The organism is Streptomyces sp. NBC_00158, assembly GCF_045160885.1.
In the GTDB taxonomy this organism is placed as follows: domain Bacteria; phylum Actinomycetota; class Actinomycetes; order Streptomycetales; family Streptomycetaceae; genus Streptomyces.
Genome location: NZ_CP108161.1, coordinates 7,621,892 through 7,643,608, shown reverse-complemented (window position 1 = coordinate 7,643,608; position 21,717 = coordinate 7,621,892). Strand labels below are relative to the sequence as shown.

Annotated in this window: 17 protein-coding genes, 1 tRNA gene and 1 pseudogene; 7 read left to right on the top strand and 12 right to left on the bottom strand. The window is 71.0% G+C overall.

What is annotated here, in order from left to right:
- Positions 1-290 precede the first annotated feature (290 nt).
- Positions 291-449, bottom strand: coding sequence for a hypothetical protein (locus OG553_RS35145; RefSeq protein WP_405976903.1), 159 nt, complete (start codon positions 447-449; stop codon positions 291-293).
- 464 nt (positions 450-913) lie between these two features.
- Between OG553_RS35145 and OG553_RS35140 the strand changes: the two genes are divergently transcribed.
- A tRNA-OTHER gene (locus tag OG553_RS35140) sits at positions 914-1,034 on the top strand.
- A gap of 467 nt (positions 1,035-1,501) precedes the next feature.
- On the opposite strand, the gene OG553_RS35135 is transcribed toward OG553_RS35140, so the two are convergent.
- A protein-coding gene (locus OG553_RS35135) for an IS3 family transposase (RefSeq protein ID WP_405982907.1) occupies positions 1,502-2,664 on the bottom strand; the annotation gives its coding sequence in 2 pieces (ribosomal slippage) (positions 1,502-2,377 and positions 2,380-2,664; 1,161 coding nt in all).
- A gap of 43 nt (positions 2,665-2,707) precedes the next feature.
- Here OG553_RS35135 and OG553_RS35130 point away from each other — a divergent pair.
- Positions 2,708-3,223 (top strand): hypothetical protein, encoded by a 516-nt coding sequence (locus OG553_RS35130; RefSeq protein WP_405983220.1) that lies wholly within the window; start codon positions 2,708-2,710, stop codon positions 3,221-3,223.
- A gap of 76 nt (positions 3,224-3,299) precedes the next feature.
- On the opposite strand, the gene OG553_RS35125 is transcribed toward OG553_RS35130, so the two are convergent.
- Positions 3,300-3,797, bottom strand: coding sequence for a hypothetical protein (locus OG553_RS35125; RefSeq protein WP_405982906.1), 498 nt, complete (start codon positions 3,795-3,797; stop codon positions 3,300-3,302).
- A gap of 88 nt (positions 3,798-3,885) precedes the next feature.
- Between OG553_RS35125 and OG553_RS35120 the strand changes: the two are divergent.
- The 3 genes and pseudogenes from OG553_RS35120 to OG553_RS35110 all read left to right on the top strand — a co-directional run.
- A pseudogene (locus OG553_RS35120) lies at positions 3,886-4,119 on the top strand (transposase); the annotation flags it as partial.
- A gap of 54 nt (positions 4,120-4,173) precedes the next feature.
- On the top strand, positions 4,174-4,611 hold the full coding sequence (locus OG553_RS35115) for a DUF4259 domain-containing protein (protein ID WP_405982905.1): 438 nt from the start codon (positions 4,174-4,176) through the stop codon (positions 4,609-4,611).
- Between the two features lie 964 nt (positions 4,612-5,575).
- Complete coding sequence (locus tag OG553_RS35110) at positions 5,576-6,316, top strand: hypothetical protein (protein WP_405982904.1); 741 nt, start codon at positions 5,576-5,578, stop codon at positions 6,314-6,316.
- A 190-nt stretch (positions 6,317-6,506) separates the two neighbouring features.
- On the opposite strand, the gene OG553_RS35105 is transcribed toward OG553_RS35110, so the two are convergent.
- Positions 6,507-7,001, bottom strand: coding sequence for a hypothetical protein (locus OG553_RS35105; protein ID WP_405982903.1), 495 nt, complete (start codon positions 6,999-7,001; stop codon positions 6,507-6,509).
- A 609-nt stretch (positions 7,002-7,610) separates the two neighbouring features.
- Here OG553_RS35105 and OG553_RS35100 point away from each other — a divergent pair.
- A complete protein-coding gene (locus OG553_RS35100) occupies positions 7,611-8,603 on the top strand; it encodes a DUF4344 domain-containing metallopeptidase (RefSeq protein WP_405982902.1) in 993 nt (330 codons plus the stop codon).
- 799 nt (positions 8,604-9,402) lie between these two features.
- Here OG553_RS35100 and OG553_RS35095 read toward each other — a convergent pair.
- The 6 genes from OG553_RS35095 to OG553_RS35070 all read right to left on the bottom strand — a co-directional run bounded on the left by OG553_RS35095 (position 9,403) and on the right by OG553_RS35070 (position 17,048).
- Positions 9,403-10,617: a hypothetical protein gene (locus tag OG553_RS35095; protein WP_405982901.1), complete on the bottom strand. Its 1,215-nt coding sequence runs from the start codon at positions 10,615-10,617 to the stop codon at positions 9,403-9,405.
- Positions 10,614-11,159, bottom strand: a complete 546-nt coding sequence (locus OG553_RS35090) for a hypothetical protein (RefSeq protein ID WP_405982900.1) — start codon at positions 11,157-11,159, stop codon at positions 10,614-10,616. The genes OG553_RS35095 and OG553_RS35090 overlap by 4 nt, the downstream gene beginning before the upstream one ends.
- An 89-nt stretch (positions 11,160-11,248) precedes the next feature.
- A complete protein-coding gene (locus OG553_RS35085) occupies positions 11,249-14,140 on the bottom strand; it encodes a M48 family metalloprotease (RefSeq protein WP_405982899.1) in 2,892 nt (963 codons plus the stop codon).
- The gene (locus tag OG553_RS35080; RefSeq protein WP_405982898.1) at positions 14,140-14,811 is read right to left on the bottom strand and encodes a hypothetical protein; all 672 of its coding nucleotides are present in this window, start codon (positions 14,809-14,811) and stop codon (positions 14,140-14,142) included. Before OG553_RS35080 ends, OG553_RS35085 begins: the two co-directional genes overlap by 1 nt.
- A 717-nt stretch (positions 14,812-15,528) precedes the next feature.
- Positions 15,529-15,915, bottom strand: a complete 387-nt coding sequence (locus tag OG553_RS35075) for a hypothetical protein (RefSeq protein ID WP_405982897.1) — start codon at positions 15,913-15,915, stop codon at positions 15,529-15,531.
- Positions 15,916-16,085: 170 nt separating this feature from the next.
- Positions 16,086-17,048: a TetR/AcrR family transcriptional regulator C-terminal domain-containing protein gene (locus tag OG553_RS35070; protein WP_405982896.1), complete on the bottom strand. Its 963-nt coding sequence runs from the start codon at positions 17,046-17,048 to the stop codon at positions 16,086-16,088.
- Between the two features lie 180 nt (positions 17,049-17,228).
- Between OG553_RS35070 and OG553_RS35065 the strand changes: the two genes are divergently transcribed.
- Positions 17,229-18,440 carry an FAD-dependent monooxygenase gene (locus tag OG553_RS35065; RefSeq protein WP_405982895.1) on the top strand — a complete coding sequence of 404 codons (1,212 nt, stop codon included), beginning with the start codon at positions 17,229-17,231 and terminating at the stop codon, positions 18,438-18,440.
- A gap of 496 nt (positions 18,441-18,936) precedes the next feature.
- Here OG553_RS35065 and OG553_RS35060 read toward each other — a convergent pair whose 3' ends face one another.
- Together OG553_RS35060 and OG553_RS35055 are read right to left on the bottom strand one after the other, a co-directional pair.
- Positions 18,937-19,512 carry a hypothetical protein gene (locus OG553_RS35060; protein WP_405982894.1) on the bottom strand — a complete coding sequence of 192 codons (576 nt, stop codon included), beginning with the start codon at positions 19,510-19,512 and terminating at the stop codon, positions 18,937-18,939.
- An 852-nt stretch (positions 19,513-20,364) separates the two neighbouring features.
- Complete coding sequence (locus tag OG553_RS35055; RefSeq protein WP_405982893.1) at positions 20,365-21,051, bottom strand: hypothetical protein; 687 nt, start codon at positions 21,049-21,051, stop codon at positions 20,365-20,367.
- Positions 21,052-21,717 lie beyond the last annotated feature (666 nt).

Here is a 21,717-nt window from a genome sequence, read left to right as displayed (position 1 = left end):
GCGCTGCGCGCCCAGGAGAGAACGGGGGCGCTTCGCGCCCCTGAGCCGCCTTCGGCGGCTAACCCTCCGCTTCGCTACGGGTTCCTGAGCGCTGCGCGCTCAGGAAGGGAACCGCCTCGCTGTGCTCGGCGGGCCCGGCTCCGCCGGGCCAGAGCCGGCCCTCCGGGCCGGTGTCCTGCGCTACGCTGCGGACAGGTTCGGGGTTCCGCTTCGCTCCACCCCAGGCGGGTTGCTACCAGCTTGCGTCATCGACCGTCCGGTGCCAGCGTCGCCCCTCCGGGCAGGACAGGTCAGTCCTGGGTATCGACGGGCAGAGGCTTGACGATCGTATGCGTGATGACCTGCCCCTGGATGTGCTTCGTCTCCAGCTTCTGATGCCCCGCCACAACGGTCGGCTTCTCCACCGGAACCTGCTCGGGGGTGGCCTCGACCTCTTCTTCGTCAGCCATGACGTCTCTCCTTCTTCCACGTACCACTAGACCTGATCAACCTCCCCAGCAAGCCTCCCGGATAACCGACGAATACAAGCCCTCACCGGAGACGACAACCAGGCCAACACTCCACACAGGCCCTTCCCCGTACTCCCGCGCTACACACACGCCGGGCAGTGGCCCGCCGTGCAGCGCGAGGGACTCGCGCAGGGTGAGCCCGGGTACACACCGGGGGGGACCCCGTTTCACCGGGCCCTGGCCTACGGCCCATTGGGCGGTCCGCTCCACAGCCCTGCCCGGGTCCTTCCTGCTTCGCCTCCAGGACCAGCCCGCTTCACGGGCTCTGGCAGCCAGAGTAGGGCGCTTCTGCTTTGTGGGACTGCGGAGCTCCTGCCATGGGCTTAGCCCGAAAAGGGTTCGCACTGTCGTGAAGGTTCTCCTACCGTCTTCGCAGTGGGGCGCGGCAGTTCCCCACTGGTTGCGGAGTCGTGGCAGAGCGGCCAATTGCGATCGGCGTGAGGAAGGCCCTCCTCTCGTCCGACTGACCGGGTACTGGGCGGGCTTGCCTCCCCCGGTCCGCGGGTTCAAATCCCGCCGACTCCGCAACCACCACCCGAACGGCGCCTTCACCAGTCAGGGACCTTCCTGCTTCAAAGTGAGTCACGGATCAGCTCTGGGATATACCGCATGGGGCAGTACCCGCATCCCTAGATCGAATCCCTCGCCCACCTCAGCGAGGAGCGGGTGCGGTGGCGAGGTCGTACTGGGGGCCCACCATCGGCCGGGCCCTCGTTACGGCTCAGCGTGCACTTCCTCGGCCTTGCGACGGTGGTAAGCACGCTGCCTGCACACCGAACCCCAGTACCGGATATCCGCACGCCCAGCCGCAACAAGGCGGCCACATCGGCCCTCGCACACCCGACCCGCCCCCCGTTACGGATCCGCGTACGGGACGTGCGGCACGCTGGCGAGCACAGGACGTACTCCAGCCGTCCCTCATCACGGCGCACCAGCACCTGCCCGCACACCACGCATGGCGGGTCTGGTGCAGGTTCGGGTGACAGGTTCAGTCACGCGGCCCGGAGGGCCGGTGTGGTCATGACGGTCTCGTATTCGATGGGGGTCAGGCGGCCGAGTGCGGCTTGTCTGCGGCGTCGGTGGTAGGTCCGCTCGATCCAGGTCACGATGGCGATCCGCAGTTCCTCGCGAGTGGTCCAGCTGCGGCGGTCGAGGACGTCCTTCTGCAGCAGGCTGAAGAAGGACTCCATGGCCGCGTTGTCGCCGGCTGCTCCCACTCTCCCTATCGATCCGGCCATGCGGTGGCGGTCGAGTGCCCGGACGAATTTCCTTGATCGAAATTGCGATCCTCGATCGGTGTGCAGGATGCATCCGTCGACGCGTCCGCGCCGGGCCACGGCGTTGTCCAGGGCGGTCACGGCCAGGCGGGACTTCATCCGCGCGTCGATGGAGTAGCCAACGATCCTGTTGCTGAAAACATCCTTGATCGCGCAGAGGTACAGCTTGCCGTCGCCGGTGGCGTGCTCGGTGATGTCGGCGAGCCACAACCGGTTCGGGCCGGCCGCGGTGAAGTCACGACGGACGAGATCGTCGTGCACCGGCGGGCCGGCCTTCTTACCGCGGCCACGTTTCTTGCCGAACACGCTCCACCAGCGGTTGTCCCGGCAGATCCGCCACGCGGTCCGGTCCGCCATCCGGGCCCCGGCACCGCGTGCCTCGTCGGCCAGGAACCGGTAGCCGAACTCCGGGTCCTCGCGGTGGGCGTCGAAGAGCGCGTTCGCACGATGCGCCTGGGTGAGGACGGCGTCGGCCACCGGCTGGTCGAGCCAGCGGTAGTACGGCTGCCTGGCGAGCTCGAGCACCCGGCACGTCACCGAGACGGGCGTCCCGTCCGCGGCCAGCTCCTTCACGAGCGGGTAGATCCTTTTCCCGGCAGATGCGCCTGCGACAGGTAGGCCGCGGCCCGCCGCAGGACCTCGTTCTCCTGCTCCAGCAGCTTGATCCGCCGGCGTGCTTCTCGTAGCTCTGCGTTCTCCTGGCTGGAGGTTCCCGGCTTGGCCCCGTCGTCGATGTCCGCCCGGCGCATCCACTTCCACAAGGTCATCGGGTGGACACCGAAGTCGGTGGCGACCTGCTCGACCGGCACACCCGGGCCACGATTGCGCGCGACCCGCACGACGTCCTGACGGAACTCTTCCGGATAAGGCTTCGGCACAGCGACATCCTTCCCACCCGCCCGACAGGGCAAGCCAGTTCAGATGTCACCCGATCGTGCGGCAGACCCTGACGACTTCAAGCCCTACCTGCACAAGCGATGGGCCGAAGGCTGCACGAACGACTGGACCCTCTGGGAAGAGATCAAGGCTAACAGCTACACCGGCAGCTACGGAGCCGTCCGCGCCTACCTCCAGCCGTTCCGCACAACCCCGACCGCACCATCAGCCCGCCCGCCCTCCCCACGCACGGTCACCAGCTGGATCCTGACCCACCCCGATACCCTGCCGGAGAGCGAGCGCCCGAAGCTCAAAGCCGTCCTCGCCGGCTGCCCCGAACTGGATGCCCTAACGGGGCATGTCCGCGCGTTCGGGAAGATGCTCACCCAGCTCCAGGGCGACCAGCTCCCGCAATGGATCAAGGCGGTCCGCGCCGACGACCTACCCAGCCTCCGCACCTTCGTCAACGGCCTCGAACGCGATCTCGTAGCGTCACCGCAGGCCTCACACTGCCGTGGAGCTCCGGCGTCGTCGAAGGCCACGTCAACCGGATCAAAATGATCAAGCGCCAGATGTACGGCCGGGCCGGCTTCGGCCTCTTGCGGAAACGAGTCCTGCTGGCGTCCTGACGGGCCCGTTACGAGCTCTGCTGGAGCCGCTCCGCAGCCTGAGCAGGGGTGTCGTAGTAGCCAGGCCGTGCCAGCAGGACCGAGCTGAAGTGGTAGCCCTGCTCTTCCTCGGGCTCATCATCGGCTGCGAGCGGACGCCAGAAGCTCAGCAGCAAGTCCGGGGCAATGAATGAAGCATCGTCGTCAGGATCTTCCTCAATCGAGGTGAACTCGCCCATGCGCTGGACAACCTCGCGGGCCGGAAGCTCGAACACGTCCACACCCTGAAACAACACTCGGTCCGTCTGGGACGACGGCCTTCCCAACTCGATGGCTTCAAGCATGTCTCGCATGCAGTGGATGCTGATCATCAGCCCGCTGGGACGGAAGACGTGCTGCCCCGGCCGATCAGACTCCGAGACCGCAGAGAGATCGCGGAGCGAGTCCAGCGCCGTGTTGGCCGCGTGCCGAGTCATACCGATCCGCAACGGGCCAACGCCGGTCGGTGGGGCGAGGTCGAAGTCCATGTGGGCATGATCCCAAACAGGTCTGTCAACGAGTCACGAAGGGCCATCCAGTCCCGGCAGGTTACAGAGCGTGAGAGCTCCACAGAAGTTGGGCCAGAACCCAGCGTGGATCACCAACGCCACCGCAGCCGCACTTCCCGGCATCAGCACCTTCGCGGTCGGCCTCAGAACAGATTTCGCCGCCGTCACCGCAAGGATGACCACCCACTGGAACTCCGGACCCGTGGAAGGAGCAGTCAACCGGATCAAGTTGCTCAAACGGCAGATGTACGGACGCGCTGGCTTCAAGCTCGTGCGCAAGCGCGTACTGCTTGCCTCCTGACCTCGCTGTCGGTGGCCAGTGCGAGGATCCCCAGACGGCCACGCGAGGAGAGACATGGGCACCTGGGACATTGGCCCCTTCGACAACGACACCGCCGCCGATTTCGCCGGTGAACTGGACGAAGCAGCACTGGAAGAACGCGAAGCCATGATCCGGGGCGTGCTCAAGCGCGCCGCCGCGCCTCCGGACTTCCTGGGTATCTACGACGGCGAGCGTGCAGTGGCCGCAGCTGCCCTGGTCGGCGCCCAGCATCCTGACGGCAATCCGACATGCTCGAACTATGGCCCATCAGAGCCGCTACCGGAGTTGCCTGCAGACCTTCGAATGCTCGCCGTCGACGCCCTGGACCAAGTGGTCTCCAACCGGTCTGAACTCGCCGAGCAGTGGGCCGAAGCTGCGAACTGGTCGAAGTGGCACAAGGACATCACCCGCCTCCGCGACGTCCTTGACCCTCCGATCCCGCCACAAGAGGAAGCCCTCTTCGAGATCTAATCAGTGACCCACAGTCACGGACCACAGAACTTGAGCCAGAACCCTGAAGTGGCTCCGGGTTCCGGTCTCGGCAGAGTCGGCCGTGGCGGTCGTGGGGCTGTCGAGGTGGGCTGATGGGCCATGAGCGAGAATGCTGCGCATGACGACTTGAAGAGCACCGGCAAGGCGGTGGCACTGGGTCAGGGTGGCGACCTGGGCCACGGTCGAGGACGGTGACCGCCGAATCTGTGCTGCCTGCGGGACAGCGGTCCTCTCCTATCAGTTCCGTCTCTATCCGCCCGAGTCCTCCATGTTTGAGCGATGCGTCGGCTTGGCATGGTGCTCCGAGTGCCGGATCTACTCCAGTGCGCTGGTCTACGTTTCCCGAACACGCGTCCTCGCCGACACGCTGGGGTCCCTGCCTGAGGACGAGTCTGTTCGACTGCGCCGCAGCGAAGCGAAGCTGGTCGACTATCTCGATCGCCAAGGTCGCCGGAAGCCGTGATCAAGCCGCGCACCCGTACGCGAGGGGAGAATTCACCCCTGCGGGGGCCCGACGGGCCACCCCGGACACACCACAGCGCGGGCCGCCACCGGGTGTGGTGGACGGCCCGCGCTGGAGGCGCCATCGGCGACTTCCGGGTCCAGAACGACTTCTGCACCCAGGCGACCTCCAGGGCGCCTCCGACGAGGACCCGGTCACCTGCAAGGGCCCCGTCCAAGGCTTCTACCCGCTCAGCTCGCCCGGCCGCCGGACCTGCTCCGGCACGATGCTCACCGTGGAGCGGGGTCATGCCGTACTCACGCTGGTTCAGGGCATCCTGATCACGCGCGTGACGATGTATCCGGTTAGGGTGGCTGGCGCAATCGAACTGCTCCCGGGGAATGAAACTTGACCACTCAGCAAGACCCACGATCAGTGCGTTCCGCCGTCTCCGCGCCAGTCACACTCGCGCTCGCGCTCACGGGCCAAGGACGACCGGGCATGGTTGAGGACCCGGTCATCGGCCTTATGCGGATCCTGCGCACGGCGCTCGGTCTGGGGGCCACGTTGTGGCTGGTGTTCGCCTATCCCCTGAAGACGGGGCGCGAGGACTTCGTCCTCGGCAAGCTGGAAGACCTCTTGCTCGGGTGCGCGATCGTGCTGGTGGCCGGGGTCGTGGGGGTTGCCGCCTTCATCCTCGGTGCCCGTGCCCCCTTGGGTCGCCTGTACGCGTCCCGACTCATATGGCCGCTGCGCGCGTTGGGCGTGATCTTCCTGGGGGCGGGGACAGCCTGGCTGATGCTGGCCTTCCTGCGCGGGGACATTCCGGTGGGGCAGTGGCTGGGCGGGCATGACATCACGTTCGGCCTGTTCGGGAAGATCGGCGGCACGATCATCAGCGGCCTCGTCTTCGCCCTGATCCTCATCGTGGGTGGCGTCGCGTGTGCCGTCGGTCTCGTCGCGGCGCTGTGCTTCACGCTGTTCGCCCTTGTCACCGGCCTCAACTCGTGCTTCCGCACCGCCGATGTGCACGAGCTGCTGCCCGCGTTCATCTCGCCCCTGCTCGTGTGGTCGCTCGCCGTGCTCCAGTTCTTCGACGACGCCGACGTCGCCGCCCCTGCGGTCGTCCTCACCGCCTTCCTCCTCGGCGGACCCGTGTCCGTGACGGCCCTGTCCGTGTGGGAGGTACGGCGCCTGCGAAGCCGGTACGGAATCACCCTTCGCTCCGCCCTGGGCCGCTGAACGCAGGCCCCGTCTGCGAGGCGTCGGCCAGGACCAGCGACCGCAGACCGGCGGGGACAGTCAGCTTCCCGACGGCGCGCAGCCATGCCACCACCGCGCCCCAGTCGAACCACCGCACCCGCGCCGGTACCCTGCGCCGGGGCCGGCAACCCGGGCAGGGGTTGGCGCCAGCCCTCCACCGTCGCACGGCTCACCCCGGCGATCCGGGCGGCCTCCGCCAACGAGACCGTGTCCGCACCGGGGACCGCCGGGGGGGGGGGAGGAGGGCGGCGAGGAGGGAGAGCCCGCCCGGGGCGGTGCGGCGGACCGCCCTCCGGTCCACCGAAGGACGGACCACCTCCAGGAGCGCGACGTCCTCGGCGGAGTACGGCGGAACCGTCGTCACCCCGCCCTGCCGCTCGTAGTCGACGTCCACGGAGCCGACCGGGGACAGCCACCCCAGGCGCACCACCTGGTCGATATCGGTGCGGCGCACCCCGAGCCGGCGGGCGGCCTGGTCCGGGCCCAGTGGTACGCGCCGGTCGAGGAGGGCGGGTAGGTCCCGGCGGCGGGCGAGGGCTGCCGTCTGGTCCGGGTGGACGTCAGGGAACTGCGCCTCGCCGCCGAGGTAGACCAGTAAGCCGGCGCGGACGAGGTGGCCGACCGCCGCCGCGGTCACCCTCGGCCGGAAGATCGGGAGCTGCACCCCCAGGGGCTGCCGTCAGCCGGTCCGCCGCCACCCCGGCGCCGATCGGGCCCCGCAGCGCAGGGCACACAGCCTCGGGGTCGGCGGCCTCCTCCACCACCACCACCCGCGACCACCGGCCCGGCTCCGCGTCCGCTGCCGGAACCAGCCCGGTACTCGTCGCCCACCGGCACCCGCAACCGGCCCGCCGCCTGCCCCTCGTCGTACTGCTCCAGCACCGAACGCGCCACGAATCGCACTCCGATCACACATCGGCGGCCCGACCACCGGGCCGCGCCGAAAGCATGTCGAAAGATCCCACTTGTTGATATTAGCCCTTATTCTGAGGCGAGTTGGGGGCGCGCGGCACAAGCCGCCTACGCATGCGCGAGGCGGAAGTTCACCCCTGCGGGGCATATCGGCAGCGCCCGGGCCACCACCGGACGCCGGGCGCCGCAGGCACACGAAGAAGGCCGCCGTCCCGAGGGATGGCGGCCTGAAGTGCCAGTCAGAGACGCCCGGCGGCGCGGGCGAGGGCTACACGGTCCCCCGTACGGGCGGCTCGACGGGCACGCGCCTGCGGACGGCCGGAGGATCAGTGCGGGGACACGCGACGGGAGCCGATCAAGGATGCCGAACACCGCCGGTCGTTCGAAGAGAGCGCGCATCGTCCTGTCGGGTGTGCTGGTCCTCGCCGGGGTCGTCTCGACCGGGTGTGGCGGCGAGACCCGCGACGCCAGGCAGGGGCCTGGAGCAGGGCCCCGCCCCCAGGCGGCGCGCTCCGGCAGGGTCACCGTCGTCTACGAGGCCCAAACGGTCAAACCGGAGGACCGGGAGACCGTGGCACTGATCCGGAACTCCCACGTGCTGGAGCGCACGGCCGACTGGGTGAACAGATCACTCACCCTCCCGCACGACATGGTCGTGAAGGTCACCGCCGCCGTCCCGCCCGGCGTCACCGACGCCGTCACCCAGCCCGACGGCAGGACGATCTTCGTCCCGCCACCGTTCCTGACCGAGATCGAGAAGGCCCTCGCCGACGTCGTGAAGACCATCGAACGGCCCGCCCCGTTCCCCGCGTCCGAGTACAACACCGACGACCTGACCGTGCTGTCGACCGAATTCATCTTCGGCCACGAGATGGGCCATGCCCTGCAGCGCCAGCTCCTCCTGGCCAACCTCGGTCTCGAAGAGGACGCGGCGGACGGCTTCGCGTCCTTCTACACCCTCAACGAGGTCGGGCCGGGCCCGTCGCTGGCCGCCGCGATCCTCTTCGACGAGATCGCACGCAAGGAAGGCACGCCGACCCTGGAGGGCATGTCGAGCAACCACCCCGTCACCCAGCAGCGGGCCTTCAACTTCCTGTGCAACCTGGAGGGCAGCGACCCGAAGAAGTACCAGCGGTCCCTGGTCGACAGCGGCTATCTCCCGAAAACCCGCGCCCCCCTCTGCCCACAGGCGTGGGCAATGCTGGACTACGGCTGGTGGACCCAGCTCCAACCCCACTTCAGCGGGGCGTTCAGCGCCCAGGGTGCCGAGGAGCAGAAGAAGGCGCACGGGCGGATGGTCGCGGAAACACAGGCTCTGGCGAAGCGCATCGACGAGATCCGCAGCGGCCGATGAGGTAAATGACGCGTACCCCGTCGATCTCGTCCGCGTAGTCACGTACCGCAGCGCCGGCACTCCAGCCTCGCCCGGCGCGTACGCCCCGGGTTCATCCGTCCCATACCCGGCACAACGCCCCGACCCCGGACCCGGTAGCGGCCCCGGACATTCCCTCCCCACGGTGCACCCGCCGCTCACCCGCAGACGGGCGCCGTCCTGCACCCAGCGACGCGCTGCATGCAACAGAGCCGCACACGATGTGATCCTGCGTCGTGCGGCCGATGGCCGTGCCCTGGTCGGGGCACCAGGGCCTATGCCTCGGGGTGACACCGCCGCAGGCGTGCCGACACACCCACACCCCGTGCCCGCGCCGGAGTACAGCACGGAGCGCCGGCCCACTCCCCCGTTGCGGTCCTCCGTGCCCCTCAGGCCGGCGGGCCAGACCAGCTCCGCCAACAGCCCGCCCGCCCCGGCCGCTCCCGGCCGGAGAGGCGGTCTTCCCCGGCTGCATCCTCGGCCAGGACCAACTCCACATCCTCGAACCGGACCGTCCGCGACCGCGACCCACTCCCGCGCAGCACCAACACCCCCGACGGCAGCCCGGCGGGAACAGTCAGCTTCCCCACGGCGCGCAGGATCTGGCCGACCATGCGGCCCGCGACCACCGTCGGCCTCTGGCCTCCTCGGCCTCACCGGTTGGAACCCGACAAGATCGCTTCACGTGAAGGCCCTGACAACCCCGCGGCCCGACCCCACTGCTCCGGCCGAACCGTCGGCCAGGGCGGTCGGGCCGGTACTTGCGACGTCCGGCCGCTCCTCAGCGGGGCGTCGGCGGATCGGGGAGCGCGGCGATCTTCACGCTGTTGTCCGCGGCCAGGCGTACCAGGCGCTGGTACTCCTCCTCGGTGAGGGCCAGGTCGGAGGTGTGGATCTCACCGTGGTACTGCCCCCGGGTCGCCTCTCCGACGGAGGGGCCGGTCGCGGTGCACGACAGGTCCTTCGACTCGCCCGGCTTGATCGTGAAGGCGCCCGAGCACTCCGGGTCCAGCTTCACCGGCGTCCCATCCCGGTCGACGACCCACGAGTAGGTCACCGGGACGGCCTTGGAGGCGTCTGGTTCCGAGGCGGATCCCAGGTAGGTGACGGTCACCCGGGCGGTGAAGACGCAGGCCGTGGGTGCGCACTGGCCCTTGTAGTCGCGCAGGATCTGGGTGGCCACGTCGATCCGGGGATCCACCGATTCGCGGATCTTGGGCAGTTTCGCGCGGAAGTCGGCGGAGAACCGCTCCACCTGAGGCCGGGACGGCACTTCGACGTCGAGCACGACCGTGTCACCGAAGCTGATCCGGTCGACGAACCGGGCGCCGTCCGCCTGCCGGCTGCTCAAGCAGACGGTGGTGTCGCCGACGTGGTACGGGGTGCAGGTGTGGTCGCCCACGGTGATGGGCTTGCCGACGGTGATCTTCTCGTCCGGGACGTCCTCCGCGCGTACGGTCTTCGCCAGCGCCGGGGGCGCCAGGGTGGTGGCGAGGTCCTGGGAGAAGAACATCCCCGGCTGTACCATCGAGGGCTGCTTGGCGAGCACCTCCGACTTCTCGGCCATGCCGAGCCCCCGCCATGCCTCGGCCTCTCCGTGCAGGAACGACTTGCCGCCGATGCCCGTGTAGTCGAGGGCCGGACTGCCGGGCACCGCCAACGTGCCCAGCGCGTCGGCGGGGTTGCTGACGATCAGGTCCAGCTTCGTGCCCTCGCCGCCCGCAACTCCTTTGATGCCCATGGTGCCCGTGTAGTGCAGCGCCGGGAGGTCACGCAGGAGGGCGGCGGCACGCCTCAGCTCGGCGCGTGGTGACGAGCCGCGGGCGTCGTCCGCCCCGTCGTCGCCGTCCGGGCCGATGAAGATCCACAGGAGCAGGCCGGTGACGGCGAGGAGGAGGAGAAGCAGTGCGAGCAGCAAGGTCCGCCGCCGCGAGCGGCGGCGCGCGTCTGGGTCCGGCGCCGGACCGGGCGTGGGGGAGGAAACCGTCTCGGTCACTGTCCGTCACCTTCCTTGCCGTTGAGCGGAGTGAGACAGGTGACCGGGATGATGGTGGGCCAGGTGTACGACCTCTCCGCGACGGTCTTGCCGTCGATGGTGATGCGGCAGGTGGTCGTGCCGGTTCCTTCGAAGTCCTCGCGGTTCGGGATGGCCCCGGTCTCGCAGGAGTCGCCGCCGGTCGCGCGGCCGAGACATCCGGTTCCGTTGGCCATCAGACTGACCCACAGGTCCTTGCCGTCCACCGTGAGCGTGGTCTTCCACGGCGACCGGGCCGACAGTTTCCCCTCCTTCTGCCCTAACAGCTGCGGGCCGTCGGGGCCGGCGAAGTGCCCGAAGTAGTTGATCGCGACCGGCCGCCCGTAGTCGGAGGTGACCTCCAGGACGACGGTGTGGTGTTCGCCCGGTTTCTTGTCCGGGGCGCTGGTGCCCTTGTCCGCGCCCTTGTCGCCGCCTCCGCCGCACGCGGTCAGTGCGAGTGCGCCGCTCAGCAGCAGGACCGCGATGCGCCGCCGCCGCGACGTGGTGGGAGTGATCGTCATGTGTGCGCCCTCCGGTGGGGTCTGTGAGGTGGAGTGGGTCGATGGACCCAGGTGTCGGGCCGTCAGGGTCGACTCCGGTACCTGCGGATTCACTTCGGGCGGATCGCCCCCTTTTCGGCGAGCCAGTAGGACATCGCGTCGACCGAGTCGATCGCGTTGCGGCGCGCGGTGTCCGCCGCCTCGGCCGTCGTGAGGTCCGGCCGCGTGGCCAGGGCCAGACAGGCATCGGTCATCTCCCGGTGCCGAGTCAGCACCAGCGTCCACATCCGCTGTCCCGTCGTGGAGGGCACGTCGAGGTAGGAACCCGCCCGCCGCGTCGCCCGGCCCATCACCGCACAGGCGTTCGTGACGCGGTCCATCGCCCGGCGGAAACCGGCGTCATCGGTGGCCTCGCCCACGGCCGTGGAAGCGGCGCCGTACCCGAGCCCCGCGGCCCGCAGGGCCTCCATGCGTTCCAGGCCGCCCGCCGCCGCCCACGCCTGGTGCTGGAGGCGGGATACCGCGGCGGAGGGCGGGGGCGCCGCCCGGTCCGGCACCGGGGCCGGCGTGGAGGCCCGTCCGGGCGCCGCGGACACGTCCACGGCGAGTGCTGTCGCTCCGACCCAGACCACGACGGCTCCGACCGCCGCCACACGGACAGGACGCCGCCACTGCGGACGGAGCGGCCGCTCCGCGACCGGCGCAGGCCGCACGTGCGGGTGCGGCCCGGCCCTGCGCCCGGTGGTCACCCGACGCACGAGCAGCGCGGCGCCCCGACCCGAGAGCCCGGCGCCGCGGCCCGCGAAGGCGGCCAGGCCTGCCACCGGCGTGCCCAGGGCCACGGCGTAAGGGAGGTGGACCCTCCGCGAGAGCGACCAGGCCACAGCCGCCGGCCCGCTGCCCGCGTCCGCCCGGACCAGGACGTGCGCGGCCGCCACGCCCAGCAGCGCGGTGATCCCCGCCGCCACCAGTGCGGCTGTCAGCCACCCCGAGTCGGTGAGCGCGGCGACGACGGCGGCGGTCAGGGCCATCGCGGCGGAGATGACCAGGACGGGCACCATCATCTGCGCCAGGCGGAGCGGCCCGCCCGCCCCCGGGGCTCCGAGCTCCGCGTCCCGCAACCGGGCCAGCGCGACGGCCAGCCCGGCCGAACAGACGATTGCGCCTGTCAGTCCGCCAGCCAGCCAGACGCCTGGTGACCCTCCCCGTCCGCCGACCCGTCCACCGCCAGGGCGGGAGGCGCTGACCAACGCGAGCACGGGCAGCGCCCAGAGCAGCACCTGCCCCCACCACAGACTCCCGGCACCCCTGAGCGCGCCGGGCAGCAGGCCCAGCACCGCGACGACGTCCCACAGCGGCCCGAGGTCCGAGGGCGGGGGCGGCAGCCCGGGCAGTCCGTACGAGGCCAGCACCCCGGCCGTCGTGAACGGCCAGCCCTCCGTGAGGACCTCGCCCACCGACCACCACCAGTACAGGACCGAGGCGTACGCGAGCGCGGGCACCGCCAGGCCCGCGAGCATGGCCGGCGCCGGCGCACGTTCCCTCCGGGCCCGCAGCCACCACTCGGCGTTCTGCGCGGTCCACGTCATCAGCAGGACCAGCGCGGCCACCAGAATCAGCAGCGCCTCGGGGTGGGCGGGCAGCCATCGGTTCATCGCGGCGCGCGGCCCGCTCAGCTCTCCCACCACCACGCCGAGCCCCAGCCACAGGCCGGCGGACCACCCCGAGGGGACCGTGCGCCCCGCTCGCAGCGCGTACAGCACGGCACGCCACAGCGCGACGCCCCCGATGCCGACGACCAGACCCGCAACGAGCACGGCACCGAGCCACAGGACCTCGCGCAGCAGCGCGCCCAGGTGCCAGACCAGGATGTCGGCCGCCAGCCCCGTGAGGAGAAGAGGCAGCGCCCGCAGCGCGAACAGCGCCCTCGGGTCGGCCAGGGAGGCGCTGCGCAGGGCCGGCGACGGGTGCGTGTCCCAGAGGGCCGCAATCCGGCCGAACGGTTTCCGCCACCCGTTCCCGGCGTGCCGGCGGACGGCGCTGTCCTGCCACGGCTGCGCGCTCGCACCCCAGCGGACGGCCATGAGGTCGGCGTAGATCTCGCGGTGGCGCAGGATCTCCAGCCGGGAGAGGTAGACCGCCAGGGCCAGCAGGCCGCCGAGTACTTGGGCGTGCGTGTTGAACGGGGCGTACACGCCCCGGACCTCCGCCGAGCCGCGCAGGAGGAGGACGTCCAGGCCGACGGCCGTCCACGGCAGCAGCACCAACACGAGGAACACCCGCCACAGGGCTACGGTGGCGTAGGTGATGCCGATGTCCTTGTGGTGCAGGTGTGCCAGCTCGTGCAGCACCACGGCACGGAACCGCTCCTGTTCGCTGTCGGCGGTGACCACCAGGCCGCCGTCCAGGCGGATCACGGGCCGGCGCGAGCGGCCGAACGCGACGGCACCGGTCGCCCTCGAAGCCGGATCGACGACGAAGCGGGGCTTGCGGTCGAGTCCGGCAACGGTCACCATCTCGTCCAACAGCGGCCGGAGGCGGCCGTGCACGTCCACGATGTCCAGGGGAACCACCCTGGTGCGCCGGGTCCGCCACAGCGGCAGCAGCCGGTAGACGGCGAATGCCGCGGCGAGCGCCACAAGCCCGACACCCACGGACACGGTGGTGAAGTCCTGCGTGAAACGCGCCATGCACTCCGCCAGCGCGGCGGGCTGACGCCTGGACTGGACGAAGCTCGCGTTCGCCGACACGCTCGGGTCGATCCCCGCCGCCAGAAAACAGGCCGCCTCCAGATCGGCCTTCGCCGGTGAGGCGAGAAGATGCCAGACGGTCCGCGGGATCATGGTTGCGCCAGCCGCAGCCAGCAGGGCCAGGAGCAGTGCGAAACGTAAGGTGGTGCCGGCCACCAGGACCCGCTCATCGGGCGTGGCGGCGCCGGCGGGCTGCTCGGCGGCCCCTAAGCCGGAGGCTGCGTCGGGGGCGCCGGCGGATAAGGCGACCATCAGGCCCCGACCGGCCCGGTGTGTTCGTCCGGCCGTTCCGGCCCCTCCGGTCCGCCGTCCCGCCCTGCGGATTCGTCCGGTCGTACCGGTGCGTCCGGCAGCGCGGGCCCGTTCGGGCGGGCCGGTGTGTGCGGGGCCGGTAGTTCGGGTGGGCCGTCGGGCTCGGCCTCTGCTGGGGCCAGCGCCCCGGGCTCGGGCTCCGGATCCGGCTCGGGCTCGTCCAGTACGAGCCGGGTCACCACCGCGTCGGCGATGACCGCCGCGCGCGCCGGTTCCAGCCCGCGCTGCGCAGCCATCGTCAGCACCGACCGCCGTACAAGCGCGAGCTGCTCACGCGTCAGCGGCAGGATGACGACCGGCTCGGTGGCCGACCTGCGGAAGATCCTGCGCAAGACGGTGCCGGTCCAGGCGATCCGCTTCTCCACCCAGGTCCCCACGATCTGCTGGGTCGCCTGATCCACCGCCAGCCACACCACCGGGGTCACCAGCGCGGCGACCTCACCAAGCCCGAAGCCCAGGGGCTCCCGCCGCCGGACCCCACCGCCCAGCCGCTGCACGGCCGTGGCGTCGTCGAACCCGGCGAGACCTGCCAGCAGCGGCAGTTCCTCCGGGGCAACCTCGGTCACCACGTCCCGAACCAAGTCGCGTACGCGAAGCACTTCGACGTCCATGACACCTCCACCCAGCCGCCAGCTGACGACGTGACAGCAGAGACTAGCGCTGCGGCAACGCACGGGGCTCAGAACGTCATCTTCCGGAACACGGCCACGAGCCCGGTGGCGCTCAGCCCGCGGCGGCGCAGCGGCAACCCCGGCCGTCGGGGCAGAAACGCATCCCGGTACGGCAGCACCCTGCCGGGCCAGGAGGGCGGCGACGGCCTGGCCGACACGGGCGTCCGGGGCCAAGGTGTGTCAGCAGGCCGGGCCGTCGGCGTACGCGGCGAGGGTGGCCAGTTGAAACCGACGGCTGGCGGGCCCTGCGGCGCGGCTTCGGCGAACGGATCGCCGGTGTTGGCGTTGTGCCCCGCCGCCCACCGCCGGAAAGACCCGGACACGGAGCACCGGGGCAGCCGGGGTGGAGCGCGGTCTCGTCGCGCAGTGCAGCATCGCGCCCACGAGTCGACCGGCCGGAACGAAGGCCCGGCCGCCCTTCCAGGTGGTGCTCACGCCCAGACGGGCCAGTTGCGCGGCAAGGAAGCCGGGGCCTCCCTGGTCACGGATCCGGTCCATGCGGGCAGTGAGCAGAGGCCGCTGGCGGGAGCAGGCCAGGAGCCGGCGTCTCCAGGTCGCGCGCCCCGAGGACAAGCGGCGGGCTCTCTGCCGCTGGGTGCGGTGGTGGGCAGGCAGCGTCTCCAGGTTCTGGCAGCGGACGGTGGTTCCGCAGTCCGCTCACTCCACCTCGCCCGTCGCCAGCCAGTGCCTGTACCAGGTCTGCCGCTCCTCGCACTGACGCTCTGCTGCCGCCGTCGGGTCGGGGACCTCCACCAGGTACGCGCCCAGCTCGATCGCCTCCCGGAAGACGTCCGGAAGACGTCCGGAAGGCCGTAGGCATCCGCGAACCCACGGCAGACAGCTTCCTCCGTACCAGGCGGGACCCCGGCGCCGTAGGATCCCGCCCTCGATGTGGTCCTCCGCCGCCCGGCCCGCGGCCGTGCCGCGGTCGGGGCACCAGGGCCTCGCGGTGACGCCGACGCCGTAGTACAGCACGGAGTGGTGGACCGCTGCCCCGTAGCGGGCCGCCGTTCCCCGCAGGGCGGCGGGCCAGGCCGGCTCCAACTCCAGCCACGGCCCGCCCGCGCCCGCCCGCTCCTGGGCAGCGATCCGCAGAGCCCCGAGGGCGGCTACGGCCGCGCCCCAGGAACGGTCGCCCGCTCCACCCCCACCGTCCCGTCCAGCAGCTGCGCGATCGTTTGGTCTCGGTGGTCGAGGCCTTTCGAGCTCTCCGTTCAGTCGGCGGAGTTCTCGTTCAGGAGTGCGGCGAGACCGTCGAGGAGGCGCTGGAGGCCGAACTCGAAGAGGGCATCGAGGTCAAGGTCGTAACCGGCCGTGGCGAGGCGGGAGAGCACGGGGAACCGGCCGGTGCCCAAAATCGCCAGGAGCGCGGGCTCCTGGGTGTCCATCCACTCCTCGCTGTCGAGGCCGCTGTGCGCCTCGGCCTCCCGTTCCGCCTCCAGATTGACGGCGATACCACGGGCGTAGTTGAGCAGGGTGAGGTGCGCGGTGAAGGCGGACCGCAGGTCGAGTCCGTGCGTGTGCAGGGTGGCGAGCATCCATTCGCTGTACGGCAGTGCCGAGGTGATCATCTGAGGGCGGGTCACCGACAGGGCCGGCGCGAGCCACGGGTGGCGGCGGAAAAGGTCCCAGAGTTGCCGGGCCGCCAGTTCGATCGCCTTCCGCCAGCCCTCCGGAGGTTCGGCAGGCAGCGGGTGCTCGGCCATGACGCCGTCCATCATCTGCGTCAGCAGGTCGTCCTTGTCGGCCACGTGCCTGTACAGCGACATGGTCGCCACCCCGAGCTCGGCGGCCACCCGGCGCATCGAGACCGCAGCCAGCCCCTCCGTGTCGGCGACCGTGACGGCGGCCCCGACGATCCGTCCGAGCGTGAGCGCCCCCTGGACCGAGGAAGCTTCGGACGGCCCGCCCGCTCGTGCGGCGGCAGAGGGTCGGGACGCCCGGACCGGTCGGCTCGGGGCCGCCACGACAGTCCCGACGCCCGGGATGGTGCGGACCGTGCCCTCGCGGCGCAGTTCGGTGAGCACCTTGGTCGCGGTTGCCATGGCGACGCCCCACTGCCGGGTGATTTCGCGGGTTGAGGGCACGCGATCGCCCTGCGCCAGTTCGCCCGTCTCGATCCGCTGCCGCAGTTCGGCGACGATCTGGCTGTAGCGCGGTACCTCTTGTCCGCCCATCTACACCCCTTCCGCACTAGTGCACCTGGATGGGCGCCATCCTAGCCGCCAAGGCTGTGCGATCCCCGCGTACGAGCAAATTCCGCACCTCTCCGCACTAGTGCAGCACCGCCCAACACCTCATGCTGAGAAGCGATTTCACACTTGCGCACTACCTTGCGTACGGCGTACGTTCGCATCATGCCGAACAACGAGATACTCGTCTGCGGTGCCGGTATCGCAGGGCCCGCGCTGGCGTACTGGCTACGCAAGGGGGGCTTCGCGGTCACGGTCGTGGAGCGCGCGCCGGAACCCCGGCCGGGCGGACAGACCGTGGATCTGCGCGGCGCCGGCCGCACTGTGATCGAACGGATGGGCCTGATGGACCGGGCCAGGGCGGAGAGCGTGGACCAGCACGGCCTCGCCCTGGTCGACAGCGCCGGCCGGATCACCGCCCGGCTGTCCGCCGACAGCTTCGGCGGCGAGGGGATCGTCTCCGAGATCGAGATCCTCCGCGGCGACCTCGCCCGACTGCTCTACGAGGCCACACTGCCGGACACGGAGTACTTCTTCGACGACACCATCACCGGGATCGATCAGGACCCGGACGGGGTCAGCGTCACCTTCGAGAAGGCCGCGCCGCGCCGGTTCGCGCTCGTCATCGGTGCGGACGGGCCGCACTCGGTCGTGCGCTCGCTGGCCTTCGGCCCGGAACGGGACTTCGTCCGCCCGATCGACCTCTACACGGCCTGGTTCACCGCCCTCGACGAACTGGACCTCGACGGCTGGTTCCTGATGCACAACGCGCCCGGCGGCCTGGTCGTCTCGGCCCGGCCCGGCCGCCTCCCCGGCGAAATCAAGGCCGGTTTCAGCTTCCGCTCGCCACCGCTCGCCTACGACCGCCGCGATGTAGCCGCCCAACAGGAGCTCGTGGCCCGGCGCTTCGCCCACGTCGGCTGGGAGACCCCGCGCCTGCTGCGGGCGATGCGCACCGCCCCGGACTTCTTCCTCGACTCCATGGGCCAGGTCCGCCTCGACAGCTGGTCGCGCGGCCGCGTGGCGCTGCTGGGCGACGCCGGCTACTGCGCGACCCCGCTGACCGGCCTCGGGACCAGTCTTGCCCTGGTCGGCGCGTACGTCCTGGCCGGTGAACTCGCAGCCGCCGAGGGCCACCACGGTGTCGCCTTCGGCCGCTACGACTCGGTGATGCGCCCGTACGTGAGCCGGGCGCAGGAGCTGCCGCCCGGCGGAGCCGCCGGGTACGCACCGTCGAGCCGACTCGGCATCCGCCTGCGGGACCTGTCCATGCGGCAGATGACCCGCCGGCCGATGCGGAACCTGCTCGCCGCACAGTTCGCCAAGGCCAGGGACATCGCACTGCCGGAATACGGTCTCGCCGCGAACATCAGGTAGGACAGCCACCGGACGTGCCGTGGTCGGGGCACCAAGGCCTGCGGGGTGACGTCGCCACGGTCGTGCCATACGCACCCGCGCCCCGCGCCGACGCCGGAGTACGGCACGGAGTGGTGGGCCACTCCCCCGAAGCGGGCCGACGTCCCCCGCAGGACGGCGGGCCAGACCAGCTCCATCAGCAGGCCGACCCGCTCCCAGCCGCTCCCGGCCGCTCCCGGCCGCTCCCGGGCGGCGATCCGCAGGGAGCCCAGGACCGCCAACGGCCGCGCTCTGGGCACCGTCAGCCGCCCCACCCCCACCGTCGTGTTCCCGTCGAGCAGCCCGGCGAGCTCGTCGGCTTCCTCGGGGGGCCAGCCGGAGAAGCTGTCTTCCCCGACGGCGTCCTCGGCCAGGACCAGCGCCGGATCCTCGAACCGGACCGTCCACGACCGCGGCCCACCCCCGCGCAGCACCAGCGCCCCCGCCGGCAGGCCGGTGGGGACGGCCAGCTTCCCGACTACGCGCAGCCATGCCACCACGTGGGCCCGGTCGAACACCGCCCCCACACCGGAGCCTTGTGCCGGGGCCGGGAACCCGGGCAGGGACCGGCGCCAGCCCGCCACCGTCGCACGGCGCACCCCGGTGTCCGGGCGGCCCCCGCCAACGACACCTCGTCCGCACCCGGCACGACCAGCGGCAACCCGGAGAGCAGGGAGCGGCGGCCGGGGGCGGTGCGGCGGACCGCCCGCCAGTCGGCCTCCGGGCGCGTCCTCGGGAGCAGGGCGACTTCTTCGGCATCGAAGAGGGGCACCGCGGTCACCCCGCCCTGCTTCTTGTAGTCGACGTCGACCACCCCGACCGGCCGGAGCAGGCCTGCGCGTACGGCGGCGTCGAAGTCGACGCGGCGGACGCCGAGCCGGCGGGCGGCCTGGTCCGGGCCCAGCCGGACGTGCCGGTCCACGAGCACAGGCCGGTCCCGACGCCGGCCCAGCGCGGCGACCTGATCGGGGTGCACGTCGGGGAACTCCACCTCCCCACCCAGGTAGACCAGCAGACCGGCCTTGACGAGGGAGCCAACCGACGAGGCGGTCACCCGCGGCCGGCAACGGGGAAGCGGGACCCCGAGTGCTTCGGGCAGCCGCTCCGCCGCCCACCCCGCAACCACCGGCCCCGCAGCGCCGCACGGACCGCCTCCGCGTCGGCGCCCGCGACCACCGGCCCGGTCCCACGTCCGCCGCCGGAACCAGCCCGGTACCGGCCGCCCACCGCCATGCAGCCACCGGCACCCGCAGCCAGCCCGCCGCCTGCCCCTCCTCGTAGACCTCACGCCGCACCACAGCCATCACGAACCACACCCCAGTCCCACAACGACGCGGCCCGACCGCCGGGCCGCGCCCGAAACATGACAGACAATCCCATGTACCGTTAATAGCCCTGATTTCAGGGCGGCTTGGGGGCGCGCCGCACAAGCCGCGTACGCGTACGCGAGGCACTCACATCACCCGGACGGGTGAACAGGGGCCCTCCCCCGGCGGCTGAGGCCGCCGCCCGCAGCGCCTCAACCGCGAACCCCTCCGCCACCCAGCCCACCGGCGGGCGGCCGGCCGCCGACGGGGCGGGCCGGCTCCCCGGAGCGCCCGGCCGACTCCCGGCCCGATTCCTCGCCGGTCGACTCGCCGCCCATTTACGGCATGCTCATGACAGATCACTCCGCACTCTGGGGCACCGAAGGGTTCGCCCCACAAATCTACGAAAGCAGCAGGTCAGAGCCTGTGCGAGCAGGATTCGCGCACGCGCTACACCACAGGACCCCAAGCCTCGAAACCGGCCCCGATGTAATCTGCGGCACGTCCGCTGTGACCGAGCACGGCAGATGGCGGGCCTCGACAACTTCGATGCTCAATGGTGCACGTTCCGTGCCTGGCGCGCCTGGTGGCGTAGGCCCCTACATCTCCCATTCTTCCGTGCAGAACATGGGTTCGCTGATGGCGGCGTCCCCAGCCCGCGTCGTGTCGAGGACCAGCTGGAGTCCAGCCCAGACGGCGGCCGCGTTGGGGCAGAAGAGTAGGCCGAGTTCGTGGTCCTCTACGTGCTGGATGATGGCCGCGTCGAGTGCGGAGGGGGTCACGCCGACGAGCGGGATGCCGGCGTGGATGACCTGCGGGCCGGTGCGGCCGTAGGAGGTCACGGCGCCGAGGCGGGGAACGCCGTCCGGATGCCGCCAGTAGTGCGCGCTCACCCCGGCCTTCTCGAACCAGTCCTCGCTGAGATTCCACGGCCCAGCCTTAGCGAACGACCAGAACGGAAACTGGCCGATCCGGCCCGCCGGCGTCTCGCCGTCGAGGGCGGCCGCCACCTCGGGCGGGCTCATCCCGAACCGGAGCGGCCCGACCCGCTCCAGCGGCACCCACTCCCAGAGCGGGCGCTCATGGTCGGGCACCACCGGCCAAACCCCGGCGTTCCGGGCCTGCTCGCGGACGTCGCACCAGTGCAGGACGGGGCCGGTCGCGTAGGGGTCGTGGGCCAGCTCGGGCCCGACGAGCAGGGCGGAGGTGACCATCGTGTCCTTCTGTTCCAGCCAGCCCCCGACGGCCAGTCCCAGTTCCTGCCGGGCGCCCAGGCCCCCCCCCACGCCGCGACTTCCGGGTCCCCGCTCCAGTTCACCCGCACCGTAACTCCCTCCGAGCGGGCGGACTCGTGGATCTCGGCGTGGAGCTCGGAGGGAACCCGGCCGATCAGTTCGACCTCCCCGACCCTGAGCAGGGGGCCTTCCTGGGCATCGACCACCACGGCGACCAGCGTCCTTCCCCGGTCGTAGAGACAGGTCAGGCCCGTCTTCTGGTAGTCCTGCCAGTACGTCCCGTCGGCTGCGACCTGCCCGTTGCCGGCGAGCGGTCCGCCCAGGGCCGCCTTCACCGCGTCGGAGTCCATCCCGAACCGCAGCGGACCCACCCCCACCAACGGATCCAGCACCCAGCGCGGACGGTCCTCCGGCTTCCTGCGCCACCAGCCCACTTCAGCCCCCCTCAACGCGGGCACGCCACCCGCCGATCATGAACCAAGCCTAGGAGCCGCCTCTGACAGGCCCGGTCGCCCGCCATGGTTCGACCACGACACCCTGGGTGGAAGCTCGCCATCCCGAATGCACAGCCCGCCAGATCGAGTGCTCATCCGCCATCTCTGATGCTCAGTCACAGCAGACGGCCCGCAGCCTGGCTCTCGTCGTCCTGCTCCAGCACCGAACGCGCCATGAATCGCACTCCGATCATGTGACTGAGCGCGATAGGTGGCCTCGACG